Annotated in this window: 17 protein-coding genes; 10 read left to right on the plus strand and 7 right to left on the minus strand. The window is 39.1% G+C overall.

All coding sequences use genetic code 11. The features are described from left to right. Window positions 1-9 precede the first annotated feature (9 nt). A complete protein-coding gene (gene arsN2, locus SJPD1_RS09435) occupies window positions 10-444 on the plus strand; it encodes an arsenic resistance N-acetyltransferase ArsN2 (RefSeq protein ID WP_096046938.1) in 435 nt (144 codons plus the stop codon). A gap of 33 nt (window positions 445-477) precedes the next feature. Continuing rightward, window positions 478-1,242: an exodeoxyribonuclease III gene (locus tag SJPD1_RS09440; protein ID WP_096046939.1), complete on the plus strand. Its 765-nt coding sequence runs from the start codon at window positions 478-480 to the stop codon at window positions 1,240-1,242. A 17-nt stretch (window positions 1,243-1,259) separates the two neighbouring features. Here SJPD1_RS09440 and SJPD1_RS09445 read toward each other — a convergent pair whose 3' ends face one another. Continuing rightward, complete coding sequence (locus tag SJPD1_RS09445; protein WP_168171349.1) at window positions 1,260-1,661, minus strand: PAS domain-containing protein; 402 nt, start codon at window positions 1,659-1,661, stop codon at window positions 1,260-1,262. Window positions 1,662-1,826: 165 nt separating this feature from the next. Here SJPD1_RS09445 and SJPD1_RS14890 point away from each other — a divergent pair, with 165 nt between their 5' ends. From SJPD1_RS14890 to SJPD1_RS09465, 4 genes are all read left to right on the plus strand, one after another. Continuing rightward, window positions 1,827-3,440 carry a methyl-accepting chemotaxis protein gene (locus tag SJPD1_RS14890; RefSeq protein ID WP_096046941.1) on the plus strand — a complete coding sequence of 538 codons (1,614 nt, stop codon included), beginning with the start codon at window positions 1,827-1,829 and terminating at the stop codon, window positions 3,438-3,440. Window positions 3,441-3,531: 91 nt separating this feature from the next. Next, a complete protein-coding gene (gene nudC, locus SJPD1_RS09455; RefSeq protein WP_167749190.1) occupies window positions 3,532-4,347 on the plus strand; it encodes an NAD(+) diphosphatase in 816 nt (271 codons plus the stop codon). 56 nt (window positions 4,348-4,403) lie between these two features. After that, window positions 4,404-5,321: a protein-methionine-sulfoxide reductase catalytic subunit MsrP gene (gene msrP / locus SJPD1_RS09460; RefSeq protein WP_096046943.1), complete on the plus strand. Its 918-nt coding sequence runs from the start codon at window positions 4,404-4,406 to the stop codon at window positions 5,319-5,321. Further along, the gene (locus SJPD1_RS09465; RefSeq protein WP_096046944.1) at window positions 5,318-5,869 is read left to right on the plus strand and encodes a ferric reductase-like transmembrane domain-containing protein; all 552 of its coding nucleotides are present in this window, start codon (window positions 5,318-5,320) and stop codon (window positions 5,867-5,869) included. The genes msrP and SJPD1_RS09465 overlap by 4 nt, the downstream gene beginning before the upstream one ends. Here SJPD1_RS09465 and SJPD1_RS09470 read toward each other — a convergent pair. The 3 genes from SJPD1_RS09470 to SJPD1_RS09480 form a co-directional block, all read right to left on the minus strand. Continuing rightward, on the minus strand, window positions 5,866-6,540 hold the full coding sequence (locus SJPD1_RS09470; protein ID WP_096046945.1) for an RloB family protein: 675 nt from the start codon (window positions 6,538-6,540) through the stop codon (window positions 5,866-5,868). The two genes, SJPD1_RS09465 and SJPD1_RS09470, sit on opposite strands and share 4 nt — an antisense overlap. 1 nt (window position 6,541) lies before the next feature. Then, a complete protein-coding gene (locus SJPD1_RS09475) occupies window positions 6,542-7,879 on the minus strand; it encodes an AAA family ATPase (protein ID WP_096046946.1) in 1,338 nt (445 codons plus the stop codon). Window positions 7,880-8,051: 172 nt separating this feature from the next. Further along, the gene (locus SJPD1_RS09480) at window positions 8,052-10,049 is read right to left on the minus strand and encodes a TonB-dependent receptor (RefSeq protein WP_096046947.1); all 1,998 of its coding nucleotides are present in this window, start codon (window positions 10,047-10,049) and stop codon (window positions 8,052-8,054) included. Between the two features lie 201 nt (window positions 10,050-10,250). On the opposite strand from SJPD1_RS09480, the gene SJPD1_RS09485 reads away from it, so the two are divergent. Continuing rightward, window positions 10,251-10,850, plus strand: a complete 600-nt coding sequence (locus SJPD1_RS09485; protein ID WP_096046948.1) for a LysE/ArgO family amino acid transporter — start codon at window positions 10,251-10,253, stop codon at window positions 10,848-10,850. Between the two features lie 132 nt (window positions 10,851-10,982). On the opposite strand, the gene SJPD1_RS09490 is transcribed toward SJPD1_RS09485, so the two are convergent. Further along, on the minus strand, window positions 10,983-12,593 hold the full coding sequence (locus SJPD1_RS09490; protein ID WP_096046949.1) for a methyl-accepting chemotaxis protein: 1,611 nt from the start codon (window positions 12,591-12,593) through the stop codon (window positions 10,983-10,985). Between the two features lie 135 nt (window positions 12,594-12,728). Beyond that, the gene (locus SJPD1_RS09495; protein WP_096046950.1) at window positions 12,729-13,628 is read right to left on the minus strand and encodes an AraC family transcriptional regulator; all 900 of its coding nucleotides are present in this window, start codon (window positions 13,626-13,628) and stop codon (window positions 12,729-12,731) included. Window positions 13,629-13,760: 132 nt separating this feature from the next. On the opposite strand from SJPD1_RS09495, the gene SJPD1_RS09500 reads away from it, so the two are divergent. Next, window positions 13,761-14,402, plus strand: coding sequence for a flavodoxin family protein (locus tag SJPD1_RS09500; protein WP_096046951.1), 642 nt, complete (start codon window positions 13,761-13,763; stop codon window positions 14,400-14,402). A gap of 52 nt (window positions 14,403-14,454) precedes the next feature. Here SJPD1_RS09500 and SJPD1_RS09505 read toward each other — a convergent pair whose 3' ends face one another. After that, complete coding sequence (locus SJPD1_RS09505) at window positions 14,455-15,042, minus strand: DUF2179 domain-containing protein (RefSeq protein WP_096046952.1); 588 nt, start codon at window positions 15,040-15,042, stop codon at window positions 14,455-14,457. A 228-nt stretch (window positions 15,043-15,270) separates the two neighbouring features. Between SJPD1_RS09505 and SJPD1_RS09510 the strand changes: the two genes are divergently transcribed. Both SJPD1_RS09510 and SJPD1_RS09515 read left to right on the plus strand, forming a co-directional pair. Further along, entirely contained in the window at window positions 15,271-16,743 is a 1,473-nt protein-coding gene (locus SJPD1_RS09510) for a sensor domain-containing diguanylate cyclase (protein WP_096046953.1), read from the plus strand. Further along, complete coding sequence (locus SJPD1_RS09515) at window positions 16,733-17,548, plus strand: phosphate/phosphite/phosphonate ABC transporter substrate-binding protein (RefSeq protein ID WP_096046954.1); 816 nt, start codon at window positions 16,733-16,735, stop codon at window positions 17,546-17,548. Before SJPD1_RS09510 ends, SJPD1_RS09515 begins: the two co-directional genes overlap by 11 nt. The last annotated feature ends 1 nt before the right edge of the window (window position 17,549 follow it).

Below are 17,549 nucleotides of genomic sequence, written 5' to 3' on the forward strand. Positions count from 1 at the left end.
GGAAGAAGAATGGAAATGCACATACGAAAAGCGATAGAGAATGAGTACCGAGCCATCACACATTTGCTGGCATCTAACCAACTCCCGACAGCAGATATTTATGAAAAAAACATCACGCTTTTTGTGGGCTTAATCGATGAAAAAATTGTCGCAACCATCGGCATCGAAACCTATGGTAACGAAGCGCTTTTGCGTTCCTTGTGTGTGAAAGAGGGATTTAAAAACCAAAAGCTTGGAGAGAAGATACTCACATATCTGATTAGCTTTTGTGCAACTGCAAACATTCAAACCGTGTATCTGCTGACGACAACGGCGGAGCACTATTTTGAGCGTTATGGATTTGAAAAAATAGGACGAGAGAAAACGCCTCAAAGCATCCAAAACACCCGCGAATTTCAAGACATTTGCCCCTCTTCTGCTATCATTATGGCATTGAAACTTTAAAAAACTACGCTTTACATGTAAAAAGGAAAATCAATGAAATTAGTTTCGTGGAACGTCAATGGCATTCGCGCTGTGGCTTCTAAAAATGCGTTTGCATGGGTGGATGTGTTCAAACCTGACATCTTGTGTTTACAAGAGATCAAAGCCGAAGCGCATCAAATTCCTGAACCACTTTTTGCGCATGCTTTTACATGTAAATATGTCAACGCTGCTACGAAAAAGGGCTATTCGGGGACGATGAGTTTTTCGACCATTGACTTTAAAAAGACCGACACCGCACACGCTATCGACCATACGCACGAAGGGCGCATTTTGGAGCACCATTTTGGCGATGTGGTTTTGTTTAACGTTTACTTTCCCAACGGTCAACAAAGCGAAGAGCGACTGGCGCATAAGATGAAATTTTACAGTGATTTTTTAGCACACACCGAAACGCTTAGAGCGGAGGGAAATAGCATTATCATCTGTGGCGATGTCAACACGGCGCACCGTTCTATTGATCTTAAAAACCCTAAAGCCAATGAAGAGACTTCAGGGTTTTTGCCCATTGAGCGCGCGTGGATCGACTCGCTTTTAGCACACGGCTACATCGACACCTTTAGGCACATTCATGGTGACATCAAAGATGCGTACTCGTGGTGGTCGTACCGTTTTGGAGCGAGAGAACGTAATGTCGGATGGAGAATCGACTATGTTTTCATCTCCAAAGAGCTCGAACCGCGTTTGAAAGATGCGTTCATTCTAGCCTCTGTTGAAGGCTCAGACCATTGTCCCGTAGGCATTGAGCTAGAGTTATAAGGCTTTACATGTAAAGTCTATTTTCGTTGTTGTTTGTACATCTCTACGGTCGTTCTCAACTCATGAATGTCAGTGTGTGTGCCCACCACTTTGATGGGGTAACCATGAGGATTGTAGGCAACGACTTTCGCTTGATCAAGCACCCATTTATAACTTCCATCCTGACAGAGCATACGGTGCTGATGCCTGTAATGTTTGATGCGACCGCTCAAAAGCGAGGTCAATTCATTGAGGCAATAGTTCAAATCTTCAGGATGAATAAGTGATATCCACATATCTTTTGTTTGTTGAAACGTTTCATATTCATACCCTAACATGGAAACCCATTGTGGAGATAAAGTGATTCGATTGCTAATAGGATCCCACTCCCAAATTCCATGACCCACGCATTCCAAAATAGTGATATATTCTTTTTTCATTTTAATAACCCTCGGCATCTCTCATTTATGATTGGGATTGTACCCTGTCAATGTGACATTTGCGTTACATGCCAACGATCATATTTTTGCAACTCCTCATTTTTCCCTTATGTTTACATATAATTTACGTTAACTTATTACGATACAGCGCAAAAAAGGAGAATAATGTTATTGGCAACAATTAAAAATAAACTAGCATTTTTACTGGTCATTATCTTTTTAGGATTTAGTGCATTAGGCATTGAGAGCCTCAAAGAAGGAAACGATGCGAAAATGGCAGCGACTCGTTTGTCTACCATTCCTGAAATAGAAAAACTCGCGATGGAATTACGCATTGAACAGCGTGATTTTCAGCTCTACTTTAAACAATCAAACTTGGATCGTTATGAGCAGATATTTCAAAAACTCTTGAGCGATTTGGACGCACTTAAACTTATGCTGATGAGCCCTCAAAATCACCAACGTATCGAAACACTCAAAAAACTCTTAACCGCATGGCACGATATTAACATCCCACGAATGCAACTGTATCAAAAATATGGTGCTACACTGCATGAACCAACTTTTGCACAAAACAATCCAGAAGATGCTAAAAAACTTGAAGAGTACCACAAACAAAGCACCCAAGGTTTTGCAGCCATTACGGAAAGACTAGATGATTTAACAAGCTCCGTCAAAACAAACAACTTCAATCGCCTTGATACCAATATGATGGCCTCTCAAATGACATTAGCCATTGTGATGATTATTGTTTTGGCTCTATTTTTCATTGTTACACGTTCCATTAAACATTCTGTTGCACGGGCGAAAGCTGGCTGTGAGCAGATGCGCCAGAACAAAGATTTAAGCATGCAAATCAACATTCACTCCCATGATGAGATCAATGACATTATTCAAGCGGTTAATGCACTGATTGCCGATGTTGCCAAAGCCCTTAATCTTGCTAAAAGTAACGCCATCGAAAATGCCTCTGTTGCGGAAGAGCTTTCCAGTACAAGTCTGCAAATCGGAAAACGGGCTGAAGAGGAGTCTCAAGTCGTTTATCAAACGACACGCGATGCTAAAGTGGTTGCGGTAGAAATTGATGAAGCAAGTATTCAAACCCAAAATGTCAAAGACGTTACAACACAAGCACAAAAAAGCCTTAATAGCGCCCAAACGCTTCTTGGCACAACGATTGCACAACTCAATCAAACCGCCCAAGCGGAAACAACACTCAACGATCATCTCAACCACCTTGCCCAAGAAGCAGAACAGGTCAAAACCGTTTTAGATGTCATCGGAGATATTGCAGACCAAACCAATCTTCTCGCTCTTAATGCTGCCATCGAAGCGGCGCGTGCAGGTGAGCATGGGCGCGGTTTTGCTGTGGTAGCGGATGAAGTACGAAAACTGGCTGAACGTACTCAAAAAAGCCTTATTGAGACCAATGCCACCGTCAATGTCATTGTTCAGTCCATCAACGACATCAGCGGCGAGATGAACCACAATGTTCAGCGTATCCATGAACTCTCCGAATTTTCAAACCAAGTCACCGAACAAACCAACGACGCTGTAAATATGCTGGAACAAAGTGTTACGGCAACCGATCATGTCGTCGGTAAAGCAAACAGCAATGTGAAGCTGATTAAAACGGCTGTCATTGAAAAAATTGGTGAGATCAATGAACTTTCAAGCTCCAATGCCAGAAGCGTCGAAGAGATCGCCGCAGCAGCCGAACATCTCTCAAAACTTTCAGGAACACTCAGTCACACATTGGCACAATTTAAAACTGCCTAAACTCCTATGCCCAAAGAGATACCAACCTTTTTGGGCACTCTTTAGCAAGATTTTGCTATCATTTTGCACTTTACATGTAAAGAGGTTTGATGTGTTTGAACATACTATTTCGGTAAAACTAACACCCCTTTTTGTGCCAACAGATGGCAAACAAAGTGTCATTATCGGTTTTTGTGGTGACGCTCTTTTAATGGCAGTTGACGGCTCTTTGCCCAAACGTGAACACTTTGAACTATTGGGAAAACCCCATCACAGTTTTCACATCGGTGAAGTTCATGATGACCTCTACTCTTTGCTTGTCTGGAAGGAAGATATTACGCTTCCAGAGCATCTCGTCAAAACTAACCTCAGGGAATTTCTTGATGTTCATCCACCACATCTTTATGCGATGCTTGCTCGTGCCAAACAGCTTGCACACTGGCTTTATGACAACCAATATTGCGGTCGTTGTGGCGACCCTATAGGCTACTCACCGAAGTTTTCAGCGCTTACATGTAAAACCTGTGGCTTTACGATTTTCCCGCGTCTTTCCCCTGCTTGTATCGTACTCATTACACGAGGTGATGAGATACTCTTAGCACGTTCACCCTACTTTACATCAGGCATGTACAGCCTACTTGCAGGCTTTGTGGAAGCAGGTGAGAGTGTTGAAGATGCAGTCCATCGTGAGATTTACGAAGAAGTGGGTATTCGCGTCAAAAACCTTCGCTACTTTGGATCGCAACCATGGCCTTTTCCTCACTCGTTAATGATAGGTTTTTTTGCAGAATATGAAAGCGGTGAACTACGCTTACAACCTGAAGAGATTGAAGATGCAAAATGGTTTACAAAAGACCATCTGCCACAGCTTCCAAAACTCGCAACAATTTCAGGTATTATGATCAACGCATGGCTCAAAGATCATTAATTTTTTATTGATTCTTTTCTGTTAGAATGAGGAGAACTTTCACATAGGAGTTTGCCATGCTCATCACCCCTGAAGCCCTCTTTGAGGCACGCAGATACTTTTTAAAACTTGGTGCGGGCGCATTGGTAAGCAGTGCCGCCATTTCACAGCTGTTAGCCGATCTTCCGCCCGATATGAGCCTTCATTACACACCCGATGCCAATCCCCTCAAACTCTCGCCCAACACATTGGAGCAGATCACTAACTATGTCAATTTTTACGAATTTTCAACCGACAAAACAGCCCCTGTCAAGCTCTCACAAAAGATGAAAACAACCCCATGGGATGTTCATTTTTCAGGCGAACTCAAAAATGTTCAAACGATGGAAGTAGATGATCTTATCGCCAAATTTGGACTGGAAGAGCGCATTTACCGTTTTCGCTGCGTCGAAGGCTGGTCGATGGTCGTTCCGTGGATCGGCTTTCCGCTTTCAAAACTTCTGGATTCCTTAGAACCCAATGCCAAAGCTAAATACGTCAAATTCACCACGCGCCATGACCCTTCTTTGTTTCCCGACCAAGCCAAAGGCATTTTTTCCTCCATTCCTTACCCGTACGTTGAGGGATTGCGCATGGATGAAGCACGCCATCCGCTCACCTTTGTGGCTGTCGGAATGTATGGCAAACGTCTGCTTCCGCAAAATGGCGCTCCGATTCGCCTCGTAGTACCTTGGAAATACGGCTTTAAGTCCATCAAATCGCTTGATAAAATTGAATGTGTGGAAAAAGAACCGCTCAATACTTGGCAAGCCATCGATGCCAAAGAGTACGGCTTTTACGCCAATGTCAACCCTGAAGTTGATCACCCGCGCTGGACACAATCCAAAGAGCGTTTGCTTGGAAAACTCACCAAACAAGCCACTCTACCCTTCAACGGTTATGATAAGGAGGTTGCCTCACTGTATGCTGGCATGGACTTAAGGAAGTTCTTTTGAAAGCCTTCCTTGTCCTTTTAGCCCTCCTTCCTTTAGGCGTAGCGTACTATAAACTTGAAAGTGCCATCGACCCCATAAAAATGCTTTATTCATACACAGGCATCGGGGCGATTTGCCTTCTTTTACTTTCGCTTTTCCCCTCTTCGTGTAAACGCATTTGCGGAGTCAATTTACTTCGCTACCGTAAAACCATCGGGCTTTTGAGCTTTCTTTACGTTCTTTTACATGTAAGCGTTTTTGTCATCTTAGACAGTGAATTTGACTTCGTCACGATCTTCGAAAAAAGTCTCAAAAAACCATTTATCTATGTCGGTGCTATCGCTTTTATCATCCTTCTTTTCATGGCGCTCACCTCGTTTAAAAAGCTTTTCGCAAAGTTTTCCAAATACCATAAAGCCGTCTATGTAGCCCTTGCTTTGGCACTGCTGCATAGCTTCTGGGCACAAAAGGTTGCTGGGGTGTTTGAGTACAGTGTGGTTGCCATTGGTGTGGCACTTTTAGGAGAGCGAATTTGGGCGTGGAGAGCTTTACATGTAAAACTTTTTTAATCAAATTGAACTATTTTATTAATTAATTTCCCAACATTGGAACCTAACTTATCAAGAATTTTCTCAAATTCATTTTCAAATAGTTTTTCTTGCTCTAATGCTCGTTGAATATTCTCTTTTGTAATAATCTTCGTTGGAAAACAACCTTTCCTTTTATTATATCCCAACAAGCGATTTGATAGCTCTTTGTCTATAAATTTTCTTTTAGTATTTACGTTGTCATTTTTGAATAGCACTTCTTTATCATATTGTTCAATATTTTCTAAATGAAGCAATAACCAAAATTCAAATGTTGGATTAGTTATTGCAATATTATAATTTTTACTTTTACAGGTTGAAACGATTGCTAAAATATTAGTTTTCCTCTCAGGTACTTTTTCTCTATCTAGCACTAACCAACACTCATCATGACCATTCTTATAATCATACGTATTGGTAATATACTCTTCTAAATTTTTAACAATATCTTTTGGCTCACTTGCATTGCTATACTTTGGTATAACATGAATTTCCAATACAACATCAATAAAGGAAGAAAGATTATTTTTAATTCCATTAAAATATTCAAACTCTGTTACACGACCTTCACACGATATGATAATCGCTTTTTTAGCTTCAATAGATTCTTCAATATAAATGGGTTGAGTAAAACTTCTTTCTTTAAACCCCATCTTATTTATCCGTATCTATTTCATCAAATGATTTAAAAATAGGAATTGCCCCATATCTACCCAACAAATAGGCTTTTTCAACCTTTTTATCATATCTATCTTTGAATAGATTAAGTGAAAAAACCTTTGAACTACCACTTTTATCTTTTTCAACAAACCAAATTTCATCTTTTCTTGCTAATTCTAAATCTAAAAGAGTCGATTCATGCGTAGAAACAATTAATTGCGTCTTTGAATTATTTAGCGCATAAAATAACTCAAAAAACTTCTTAGTCAATTTTGGATGTAAACTTCTATCAAATTCATCGATGATAATTGTATAATCTTTTGCAAATCTCTGAATTAATGGAATTAAATCAAAAAGCCTTCGTGTTCCATCAGATTCATCGGTTAATTCAAAAACATCTTTTACTTCATGACTATGGACCAATCCCAATTTTTCTGTCTTTAATTCACCATTAGCATCTTTATAAACTCTTAAAAATGTACCATTTGGCAATTGTAATAAACCTTCACCTTTGGTATTTTCTTTTAATAAATCTTTTTTAATTTGGTCTTTTATCTCTTCTGGCACATCTTTTAAGCTTTTTTCAAAATCCTCTTCAATCGATGATATATCTACAATCCCCGTATCAAATTCATTAAGGTATTTTTTGAATATTTGCGATAGATTTTTATCGCTGCCAATAGAAGACACACGATTAAATTTTGAGCTTGGATACATAATTTGAAGTTTTTTGTCAAACCATTTGTAAATATTATTAAATATTTTTACTGCATCATTTTCTAAATTTTTTGTAGCGATTTCAGATAAAAACAGTTGGCTTCCTTGATTTTTCATATCATCTGCATATATGCTAAATCTTTTTTCTAAATCTTTTTCACCTTTTAAAAACTTACCAAAAGAAATTGTCTTAGATTTTCTTGTAAATATTTTATCCGATGTATTTTTGCCAATTTCATAAAGCCACTCTTCAACAATTTCTTTTTTCTCAAGAATTACACTAAAACCATAGGCATAAAATTTATTATCTAATTCTAATTCAAATTCAAAAGATGTAGGTTTTTTGGAACTTTCTATATCAAGTCTAAAATATTTTTTATAGGTATCTACACTATTTAATCCATCTAATACTATATCTTTTGCATAGCTGATTGATTTGATTAAATTTGATTTTCCTGAAGCATTCGCACCATAAACAATAGCACTTTTTAATATTTTAACATTATCAAAATTTACAACATGCTTAGGAAGTATCTCTGTTCTACCTGCTGTTAAATCTAAACTACTTTCATCTCTAAATGACGAAAAATTCTCTAAAGTGAATCTTTTTAGCATAATTTTTACCTATATATTTGTTATTTTATGAGATTTTATCGTAATTTTTATATATGTGCCTTTAAATTGATTTTAAATTTTATTTTTAAACTATTTATTGAGTGGATAAATAACCTTCATACGCTAATGAAAAACAAGGTCGTTCCTATACACAGGAATGACCTTGAATAATTTAAAACGAATAATGTAGGTTGATATATGCGTAACGACCCGGTTCGTTAATCAACATTACGTCGCCATCAACGGCAGAGATTAAACTTAAATCTTTATACGTGTTAGATACGGCATACGTTTTATCAAAAATATTATCCATACCAACGGTGACATCAAAATGTTTCGTCACTTTGTAATTATACTTAGCATTGAAAACAGCATAGCCTGCAAGTTCTTGTTCTCCGTTATCGCTGTCGTAATTGCTCCAACGTTTGGAGGCCACCATCTCGGTTTTGACAGCATGATTACCTTCATGATACGTTACGGATGTAATCGCGCGAAGAGGTACAATATCGGCTAAATCTTTGTCCGTCTGCCCTACGAGCGGTTCATCTTTTTGCCCTCTTAAATAGCTCATGCCATAATTCAAAGTCCATGCACTAGTGATGTCGAAATACGCATCCAATGTCGCACCGTAAATCATTGCATCGATATTGACGTATTTGAGAACATTCGCATTATAATAAATATAGTCTGTCAAGTCTGAATAAAACAGTTTACCTTTAACGCCAAAACCATCATAATGGGTTTTAAACCCTACATCTGTCTCATAATTTGTCACTTGATCTAACATACCTGTCGAGTTTGCTGGATGATACAGCTCTTTCGCATCTGGAACACGTGATGCTTTACCAAAACCGATGAAATAATCCACATTGTCAGTTGCTTTATACGTAATAATCGTATTGGCAGAAAGAGCGTTATAATCGTTCTCATCATTTTTACCAGCGACAGAGCGATTGGCCTTAACAACCGTATCGTCGTAACGAATACCGGCTTGAACATTGAAACGATCGATCTTTTTTTCATAATGAGCAAACAAGGCTTTGTTGGTTGTATCGACATCGGGAATCGTCGTCAAATCAGTAACACCGGTTACTGCTCCCGTCGAAACCGTTGTGGTATAACTTTTTCCATCCCAATTACGCCTGCTCATATCAATACCGTACGTCAATTCGCCGCCATTGACATCGACGACATTTTTCAATTTAGCGCCTTCCATCTTCGTCTTCATATCCGCCGTCATGTATTTACCTGTCATCATCATACTTTGTACACGATATTTTGTGGACATTGGATGTTCAACCTTTGAATAATACATCTCCAAAGCAAGCTCTTTTGAGTATGTTCCCAAATCGTAAAGGCTATATCCTAACGTATAAATATCGCTGTCATCATAATCCGCATCCATACTACGAGACGGATAAAGGACGTTATCGCTACGATTGAGCGTATAGCCTAAGCGAATCTCTTGATTTTCTGTTGGATTGATAAATACTTTACCCATAAACGTTTTCTTTTCATACGCTTTTAAATCGTTGGAACTATACATGCCTTGCTTTGTTTTTGATCCCAAATCCTTTAATAACTGATCATAAAACGTATCGCCGTTCCCGTCTTTATACTGGTCACTTTCTTCGGTTGAAGCGCTTAAAAGGAAACGGACATACTCATTTCCAGCACCCGCACTTGCCTCCGCTTTTTTATAACCGTAACTTCCCATACCTAAATTCACATCCGCATTTGCCTCTTGCATCGGCTTTTTGGTCTCAGCTATGACAAGACCACTCAACGTACCAAAGTTTTCAACATCGTAAGGTCCTTCAATGATTTTAACGTTTTCGATATTGTCAGAGTTGATATGCGTAATAGCAGGATCCATTCGATTGGGGCAACCGCCATAAATTTTCGCGTCATCCATTAAAACATTGATATTGTCCCTTTTTTGCCCACGTAAGATAATATCATTGGCAACGCCACTTCCTCGAATCATCGTAATTGACGCGCTATTGCGAGAAAGAGCATCTGCAAGGTCAGCGGATTTTAGCTCTTTACCTTGTATATCATTCACCTCTTTTGTGAGTGTTTCTCCCACAACAGTAATCGCACCCAAATCTATTGTTTCCGCCATTAAAAACGTCGAAACAATCAGAGATATACCCACTATCTTATTCATACAACCTCCCTTAAATCTAAGGGGACACTATAAATTCACTTTGTTAAACTACCGTTAAATAGAAGCTCTTAAGCACAGAAATCTAAAATTAGATCGTCACTCTTAAAAATTAAGCGATCACTCAAAATCTTTACATGTAAAAGTGGATTTAACGGTTATTTTGCTATCATCATGCCCTATTTTCACCATAAAGAACATACAATGAATGCTTATATTTCAGGTTTTAGTCTTGGTTTCTCACTGATCCTAGCCATTGGAGCGCAAAATGCGTTTGTCCTCAAACAAGGCATCAAAAAAGAACATGTCTTTATCATCTGCTTGGTCTGCGCACTCTCCGATGCGATTTTGATTTTCTGTGGGGTTTCAGGCTTTGGTTATTTGGTGGAACAGTTTCCCTCTTTACAGAGCGTTGCAAAATACGGTGGTTTTGCCTTTTTATTTGTCTATGGATTGAAGAGTTTTTACTCGGCGTGGAGCATGTCTCATGAGCTCAGCCCTCTCGATCAACCCACCTCATCACTTTCCAAAACCATCCTTCTGGTTCTTGCATTTACGTGGCTAAATCCTCATGTGTATCTCGATACGGTCATTTTACTGGGTTCTGTTTCGACCAAATTTGGAAGCTTGGCGCCACTTTTTGGCTTGGGTGCTATGAGTGCTTCGTTTCTCTTTTTCTTTTCACTCGGCTATGGCGCGAGAATTTTAACACCCATTTTTACTAAAGCCATTTCATGGAAAATTTTGGAAGTGCTCATTGGCATTGTGATGCTCTCTTTGGCATTCATGTTATTGGGTTTGTAAACCTAGTTTTCTAAGAAGTAAAAGCACCAAAGGTACGTGGGCTCTCTGCCGAAGAGAACCCAGTGTTAACGTAGCCTTTAGCGCTTTGATTGAAAGACGTGTTCAGAGTTCTCTAAGAACTCTGATGAGAGGTTAAGACTTAAATTGATTCAATTTTTCATTGAGATTCTCTGCCAATTTTGAGAGATGATCTGCCGCTGCAGCGATCTCTTCAACACTTCTGGCATTCTCACTGGTCAAGACATTAATATTGGAAACCATTGTAACGATTCTATCCGTATCACTCGCAATTCGAATGGAATTTGCCGCACTGGTTGTGACAGAGGTAACACTCTCTTCCATCACACCGGTCGTTCCCACTATCGTCTCTTCAACACCCGTCGAAACATCAGCAAGACGTCTGATATTTTTCGCATTGCGACCCATTTGCTCTGAAGAGTCCACGATAGACTGAACAATGACATTGATGGTCGCATTAATCTCCGTCAATGAATTTTGGGTTCGCTCCGCAAGTTTACGGACTTCATCCGCAACAACCGCAAAACCTCGTCCATGTTCCCCTGCACGGGCTGCTTCAATGGCAGCGTTCAGCGCCAAAAGATTGGTTTGATCGGCAATATCTGAAATGACGGTGAGGATTTGTTTGACTTGCTCGGCATCACTGCTCATCTGCTCTAGTTTTTGAGCTAAAGCTGTTTCAGCTTCACTCGCAAGTCCTACTTCATTGCGAAGGCTTACCACTTCATCTTTAGCATTATCGAGTCTTTGACCGGCATCGGTAATACTTTTTTTCATCGCTTCTGAAAGGGTGGCAGTCTCTTGCACGAAAGTTTTAATCGTTGCAATCTCCTGAATAGTATTTTCAACAATCGTCGTACTCTTTGTAGCATTGCGCCCTATTTGCATACTGGTGGAACTGAGTTCATGCGATACAGAAGCATTTTCAGTCGATGATTGTTTAGCATCAACAATGGTTTGCTCCAGTGTGGTGACTAAGGCATTAAAACTATCAACAATTTCCTTAAATTCATTCTTTTTCTCATAGGTGATTCTAAATGTTAACATTTTATTCTTCACAAACGAAACCATGCTATCACGGATAATATGCACGCCTTGAAGAATATTGCGACGAATCATAATGCTGGTAATAATCACCAGACCAGCCACCAATAATGAAAGCCCTATCATCAGTGCACTGGCATTATCTTTTGTATTGGAAGCTTCAAGTGCTTTTGTTTCAGCCAACTCTTTATTGTAATTCATATGAATGCGCAGCGTATCTCCAACGGTCGCTAAAAATGGCCTCTTCGCAAATGCGAGCGTTCGTGCTTCTTCTTTTTTATTGGCTTTTGAGAGTGCTAAAAACTGATCTAACAAGGCGTTGTATTGGTTTAAGATTTCTTTGTCTTTTTCATAAAGCTCTTTATCTTTCGCATCCGATAAATACTCAGAATACGATGCAACTTTTTTGTCTAATAAGTCTCTGACTTCTTTAATCATCGCAGCGGACTCATCCATTGATTTTTGATCCGTTGCGGAGAGAAACTCAAACGCATAAACGCGAAGGTAGTAATAATCCTCCATCATGCCATTGACAATTAAAATACTCGGTATGACATTCACATTGCCATAATTTGTATTGGTATAAACTTCACCCATTTTATAAAAGCTGATAGCAAAAACGGAACCAATGCCTATAATCGCAATTGTAAGCATGACAATAAGCTGCTTTGCAATATTCATGATAACCCCTTTTTAGTTTCTTATGGAGCATCATAACTATCAAGTGTTGTAAAGGCGTTATATTGGGTATAGAGAATGTCACATCACTTTAAAATCATAAAATGACTCTCTGCTCAAACCTTTACATGTAAAGATTTACAAAGCTTTACCTTGTCGTTTTGCATCACTTTTAGGTGGCATGCCATACATGCGTGTGTACTCCCTGCTAAATTGTGATGGGCTGGCGTAACCCACTTGAAACGAAGCGGTAGCGGCATCGACATGTTGGCTCAAAAGTAGTTTTCGCGCCATTTGAAGGCGTACTTTTTTTTGGTATTGAATCGGTGTTAATGTCGTCACATTTTTAAAATGTCGGTGGAACAATGAGTTACTCATGCCAAGACTATGTGCCATTTCGCTAATACGCAATGGCTCTTCAAAATGGGTATTGATCTGATGAATCGCTTGCATAATACGGTATGCGTGGCTTCCCATCGTCGCAAACTGTTTAATAAACATCTGAGGATGATGGTCCAATAAACGGTACAAAACCTCTTTAACAATCAGCGGAGACAAGGTTGCAATCATTTTTGGATGTTTCAAAAGAGAAACCAACCGAATGAGTGCGTCTAAAAGCGCTTCATCCATCTCTCCCATCACCAAAGCGCAGTCACATTTTTTTGTGCAGGGCTGCATAAAAGCATCACCACTTTCTTGCACCACTTCCATCATTTCATCTAAGCTAAAGGTCAGTTTTAGTGCTAAATAGGGCGCTTCTTTACTTGCCTCAATGATCTTACCACTGAGCGGTAAATGTACCGAAGAGATCATATAGGTGGACGCATCATACGTATAAATTTGTTCCGCCAAATGCACCTCCTTAACACCTCTTGCAATAAAATAGATCGAAGGTTCGCTCATCGAACAGGCAAACTCAGAGGTTTTGGAAACTTTTGAAAGACTAAGAGAGGTAATGTCTGTTTGCACCGTACCCTCTTCGGGTAAAAGAGACTCTAAGAGTTGAATCAATTCATTTTTCTTAGCAGAGCTGTCCATCTGTTTCCTTTACATGTAAAAGTGAATTGTACAGTAATAGGCAATAAATGTGTCTAAATTATCTATCTACTTTATCAACACTTACGTTACAATTCGATCAACAAGTACCAAAAATAGAGGAGATAAAAGTATATGAACGTAGTAGCAATCAATGGAAGCCCTAATAAAAATGGCAACACGGCACAGTTAATTGATACGATTGCACAAGAATTGGCCAAAGAAAATATTTCAACAGAAGTCTTGCACATCGGCAATAAAACTATTCGAGGCTGTTTTGGCTGTGGTGGCTGTGCGAAAAATCAAGATGAGCGTTGTATCGCCAAAGATGATGCGCATGTCAATGAGTACATCCAAAAGATGAAAGAAGCCGATGGTATCATCCTTGGAACACCCGTTCACTGGGCAGGTATTGCAGGAACGATGAAGTCCTTTTTGGATCGCGCATTTTACGTCTCTTCTGCCAATGGCAATCTCTTTCGCCATAAAGTAGGAGCCAGCATCGTAGCCGTACGTCGATCAGGCGGTGTCAGCACTTTTGATGCGATGAATCACTATCTTACCTATGCTGAGATGATTATGCCAACAACGAACTACTGGAATGTTGCGCACGGAAGAGTTCCAGGAGAAGTTCATGAGGATTTAGAAGGGATGCAAATTGCACGCGTTTTAGGAAAAAATATGGCATTCACCCTTAAAATGGTTCAAAATGCCAAAGAAAACAACGTACCTTTCCCAGAACAAGAAGCTAAAATTATGACTAATTTCGTGCGCTAAATTTTTATATGTAAAATCTCTAAGGCTTTTTTGCCTTAGGGATTGGTGTCGTTTACTTCCGCATACTTCGCATAAACTGTGAAAAACGTGAACGCCTTGTAAGAACCGTTGGGAAGTTTGGATCACTCGCATGTCTCACATCTTCAATGGAATAAACCGCTTGTGGGTTATAGTGCAAAATAAGCGGTGTAATGACTTTAATACTCGAGCGTTTAATCAGCGTAAAAATGATGTTCACAGCACCCATATTTCCCTCAGCATCCACCACTGTGACACTGTACCCAAGATCACGTAAAATGGTAACTAAGGCATGCGAATCACGCTTGGTGATAATGCGTACCACCACCATGCCAAGCGCTAAACGATTTTCAATAAACATCCCAATGTAATTTCCCAGTGAAAACCCAAGTGCATAGGCAATATAATTGATAGGATTTGTCAGATTTTCCATAACTTTGGAGATGGCTAAAAGCCAGATTGTGACTTCAAAAAATCCCAAAATTGGCGCCCATAATCGAAGCCCTTTGGAGACAAAAATGATACGAAGCGTACCAATGCTGACATCGCAAATCCGTGCCAATGCAATTAAAACTGGTATGCCATACAAGGCAAACCACTCTTGATGGAATATCTCGCTCATTTGATGACCTTATCGTTGAACTCTTTTTTTTCATTATAACACCTCCTGATTAAACCTGCCCTATTTTCAAAATTTTCAAAAAATGCTGTAACCAAAATATGATACAATCATCTCGGTAATGAACTATAAATGAAAGACTAAATGAGAAATAAATGTTTTTAAAACAGAGTTTGATATATTTTTTTTGTCAAAGTATGATCTACACGACTCTCTTTTTGAGTTCTGTCCATGAAACTCTATAATAAAATTCTCATCCTCACCATTACTCAGTTATTGGCTATTTTTATTTTTGGTATCTACCAAATCCAAACATTGTATCTCACACAACAAAAAGCCTTTGACCACAAAACACTGATTCAAACAGAAATGGTGCAAACACGTTTTGAAGAGATGCTCCAAAATTTACAAAAATCAGCCAAAATTTTAATGAATTCGCAAGAAGTAACAACGGGTATTATCAGTAATGACACCGATCTACTTTTTAATTGGGGCAAACTTTTTTTATCATCCCCGAGTGATAAAATACATTTTATGAATCTAAAAGGCACGGTCATCAGTAGAGGCGAAGCAGAATACAGCTTTGGCGATGATGTTTCCAAAACATTTTATTTTCAACAAGTCTTACACAACGATACTTTTTTGGGCATTGATATCATTGATAACCAAGAGTGCCTTGTTTTTGCGTCTCGTATTAAACAATACGGTAAAAAACCTATTGGCATCATTTGTGTTGCCATTGCTATTGATCAAGCCCTCTTAAATAAAATGGTTGAGGGAACTAATATGAGCATTACCTACCATTCAGCTTATCAAGATATTTCAACTACGCATAGTCAAAAACTGTTTAATATTTCCACACTTCATGTCAGCCTTCAAACATTAGGTGTTCAAGAGGCAACCTTTCATATAGGGTTAACTTCAGAAGAAGAGCTGAGTGCCCTTAAAGAAACCCGTACCAATTTTTTACTCAGTATTGCGCTCGCTTTTGTGCTTCTCTTTATTGCGCTTCACATCGTTTTATTAAAACATCTCAAGGATTATGAAAATTTAACCCACTTGCTCATTGACTTTTATGAAGATCACATTTCCATCAAAGAGGTCATTACCCGAACACAAAAAGTGATTTTTGATCACACAGCACCAGAAGTTAAAAAGATTGCGGAAGCACTTTTTAAAATGAGCCAAAAAATAGCGGATACCCAAGATGAACTTGAAGCACTCAGCACGACCGATCAACTCACCTCTCTTGCCAACAGACGCAAACTAGAAGAGTGCCTAAATCAAAAACTAAAAGAGGCGAACAGAGGTGTTCATTTTTCTATTATTATGCTTGATATCGACCGTTTCAAAACAATCAACGACACGTATGGACATGAAATTGGCGATCATGTTTTACTGCATTTATCCCATACAATGTACCATGCAATGCGTGTAAGTGACATCGTTGGCAGATGGGGTGGCGAAGAATTTTTACTCATCTTGCCTGAAACGTCTCTGCAAGGAGCGATCGTTTTAGCCGAAGGGTTGTGTGCAAAAATTGCAGAGCTGCATTTTGAACACTATCCTCAGTCCGTAACCATTAGTTTAGGTGTTGCAACCTATCATGAAGATGACACATCCAATACCATTTTAAATCGAGCTGATACTGCACTTTACAAAGCAAAAAACAGTGGAAGGAACAGGGTGGAATATGAAGATTAAAATAATCGTACTCCTTCTAATCTGGCTATGTAGCACGATCATAGCCCAAGACAAGCTTGTATTTGGCGTCAATCCGTATCGCAATCCTGAAGAGCTTCGAGAACTGTACAGTGAACTGATCACGTACTTGGAAAAATCTTTAAACAAAGAGATTGTCTTTGTTATTTCTAAAGATTACGATCACCTTGTAAGTTTGATTGAGAATGGATCGGTCGATATCGCTTCTGTTTCTCCGAAACTTTTTGCTACATTACGCCAAAATGTACCCAATACTCACTATTTGGCAACGCTTGAAATGATCAGTGAAAATGGACAAAAAGAGAGTTCTTACCAAGGATTGATTGTTACAAGAGCTGATAGTTCTATTGTAACACTCCATGATTTAAGAGGGAAAAGATTTGGCTTTACGGACGTAAGTTCAACTTCAGGGTATGTATACCCACGTTTTCTTATGAAGCAACAAGGTGTCGATCCATTGCATGATTTAAGCCAAACCTACATGCTTAAAAAACATACGAAAGTGCTGCAAGCCCTTTTAGAAAAATCGATTGATGCGGGGGCGGTTGCAAGTGGCGCGTATTATAATTTATCAACCGAAGAACAAAATAAAATTCGTATCTTAGCCACAACGGAAGAGATACCCCTCGATGTTATGGTTGCCTCTTCAAAACTAAACCCGGCTTTCATAAACCAAATCCAACAGAGCCTCATGCTATTTTCATCACACCAGACCAAAAATGATGCTATCGTTGGATTTACTCAAAAACCGTTAACGTTATACGATCGGCTCAATACCCTAGAGTAAA

Source organism: Sulfurospirillum diekertiae (assembly GCF_002309535.1).
Lineage (GTDB): Bacteria > Campylobacterota > Campylobacteria > Campylobacterales > Sulfurospirillaceae > Sulfurospirillum > Sulfurospirillum diekertiae.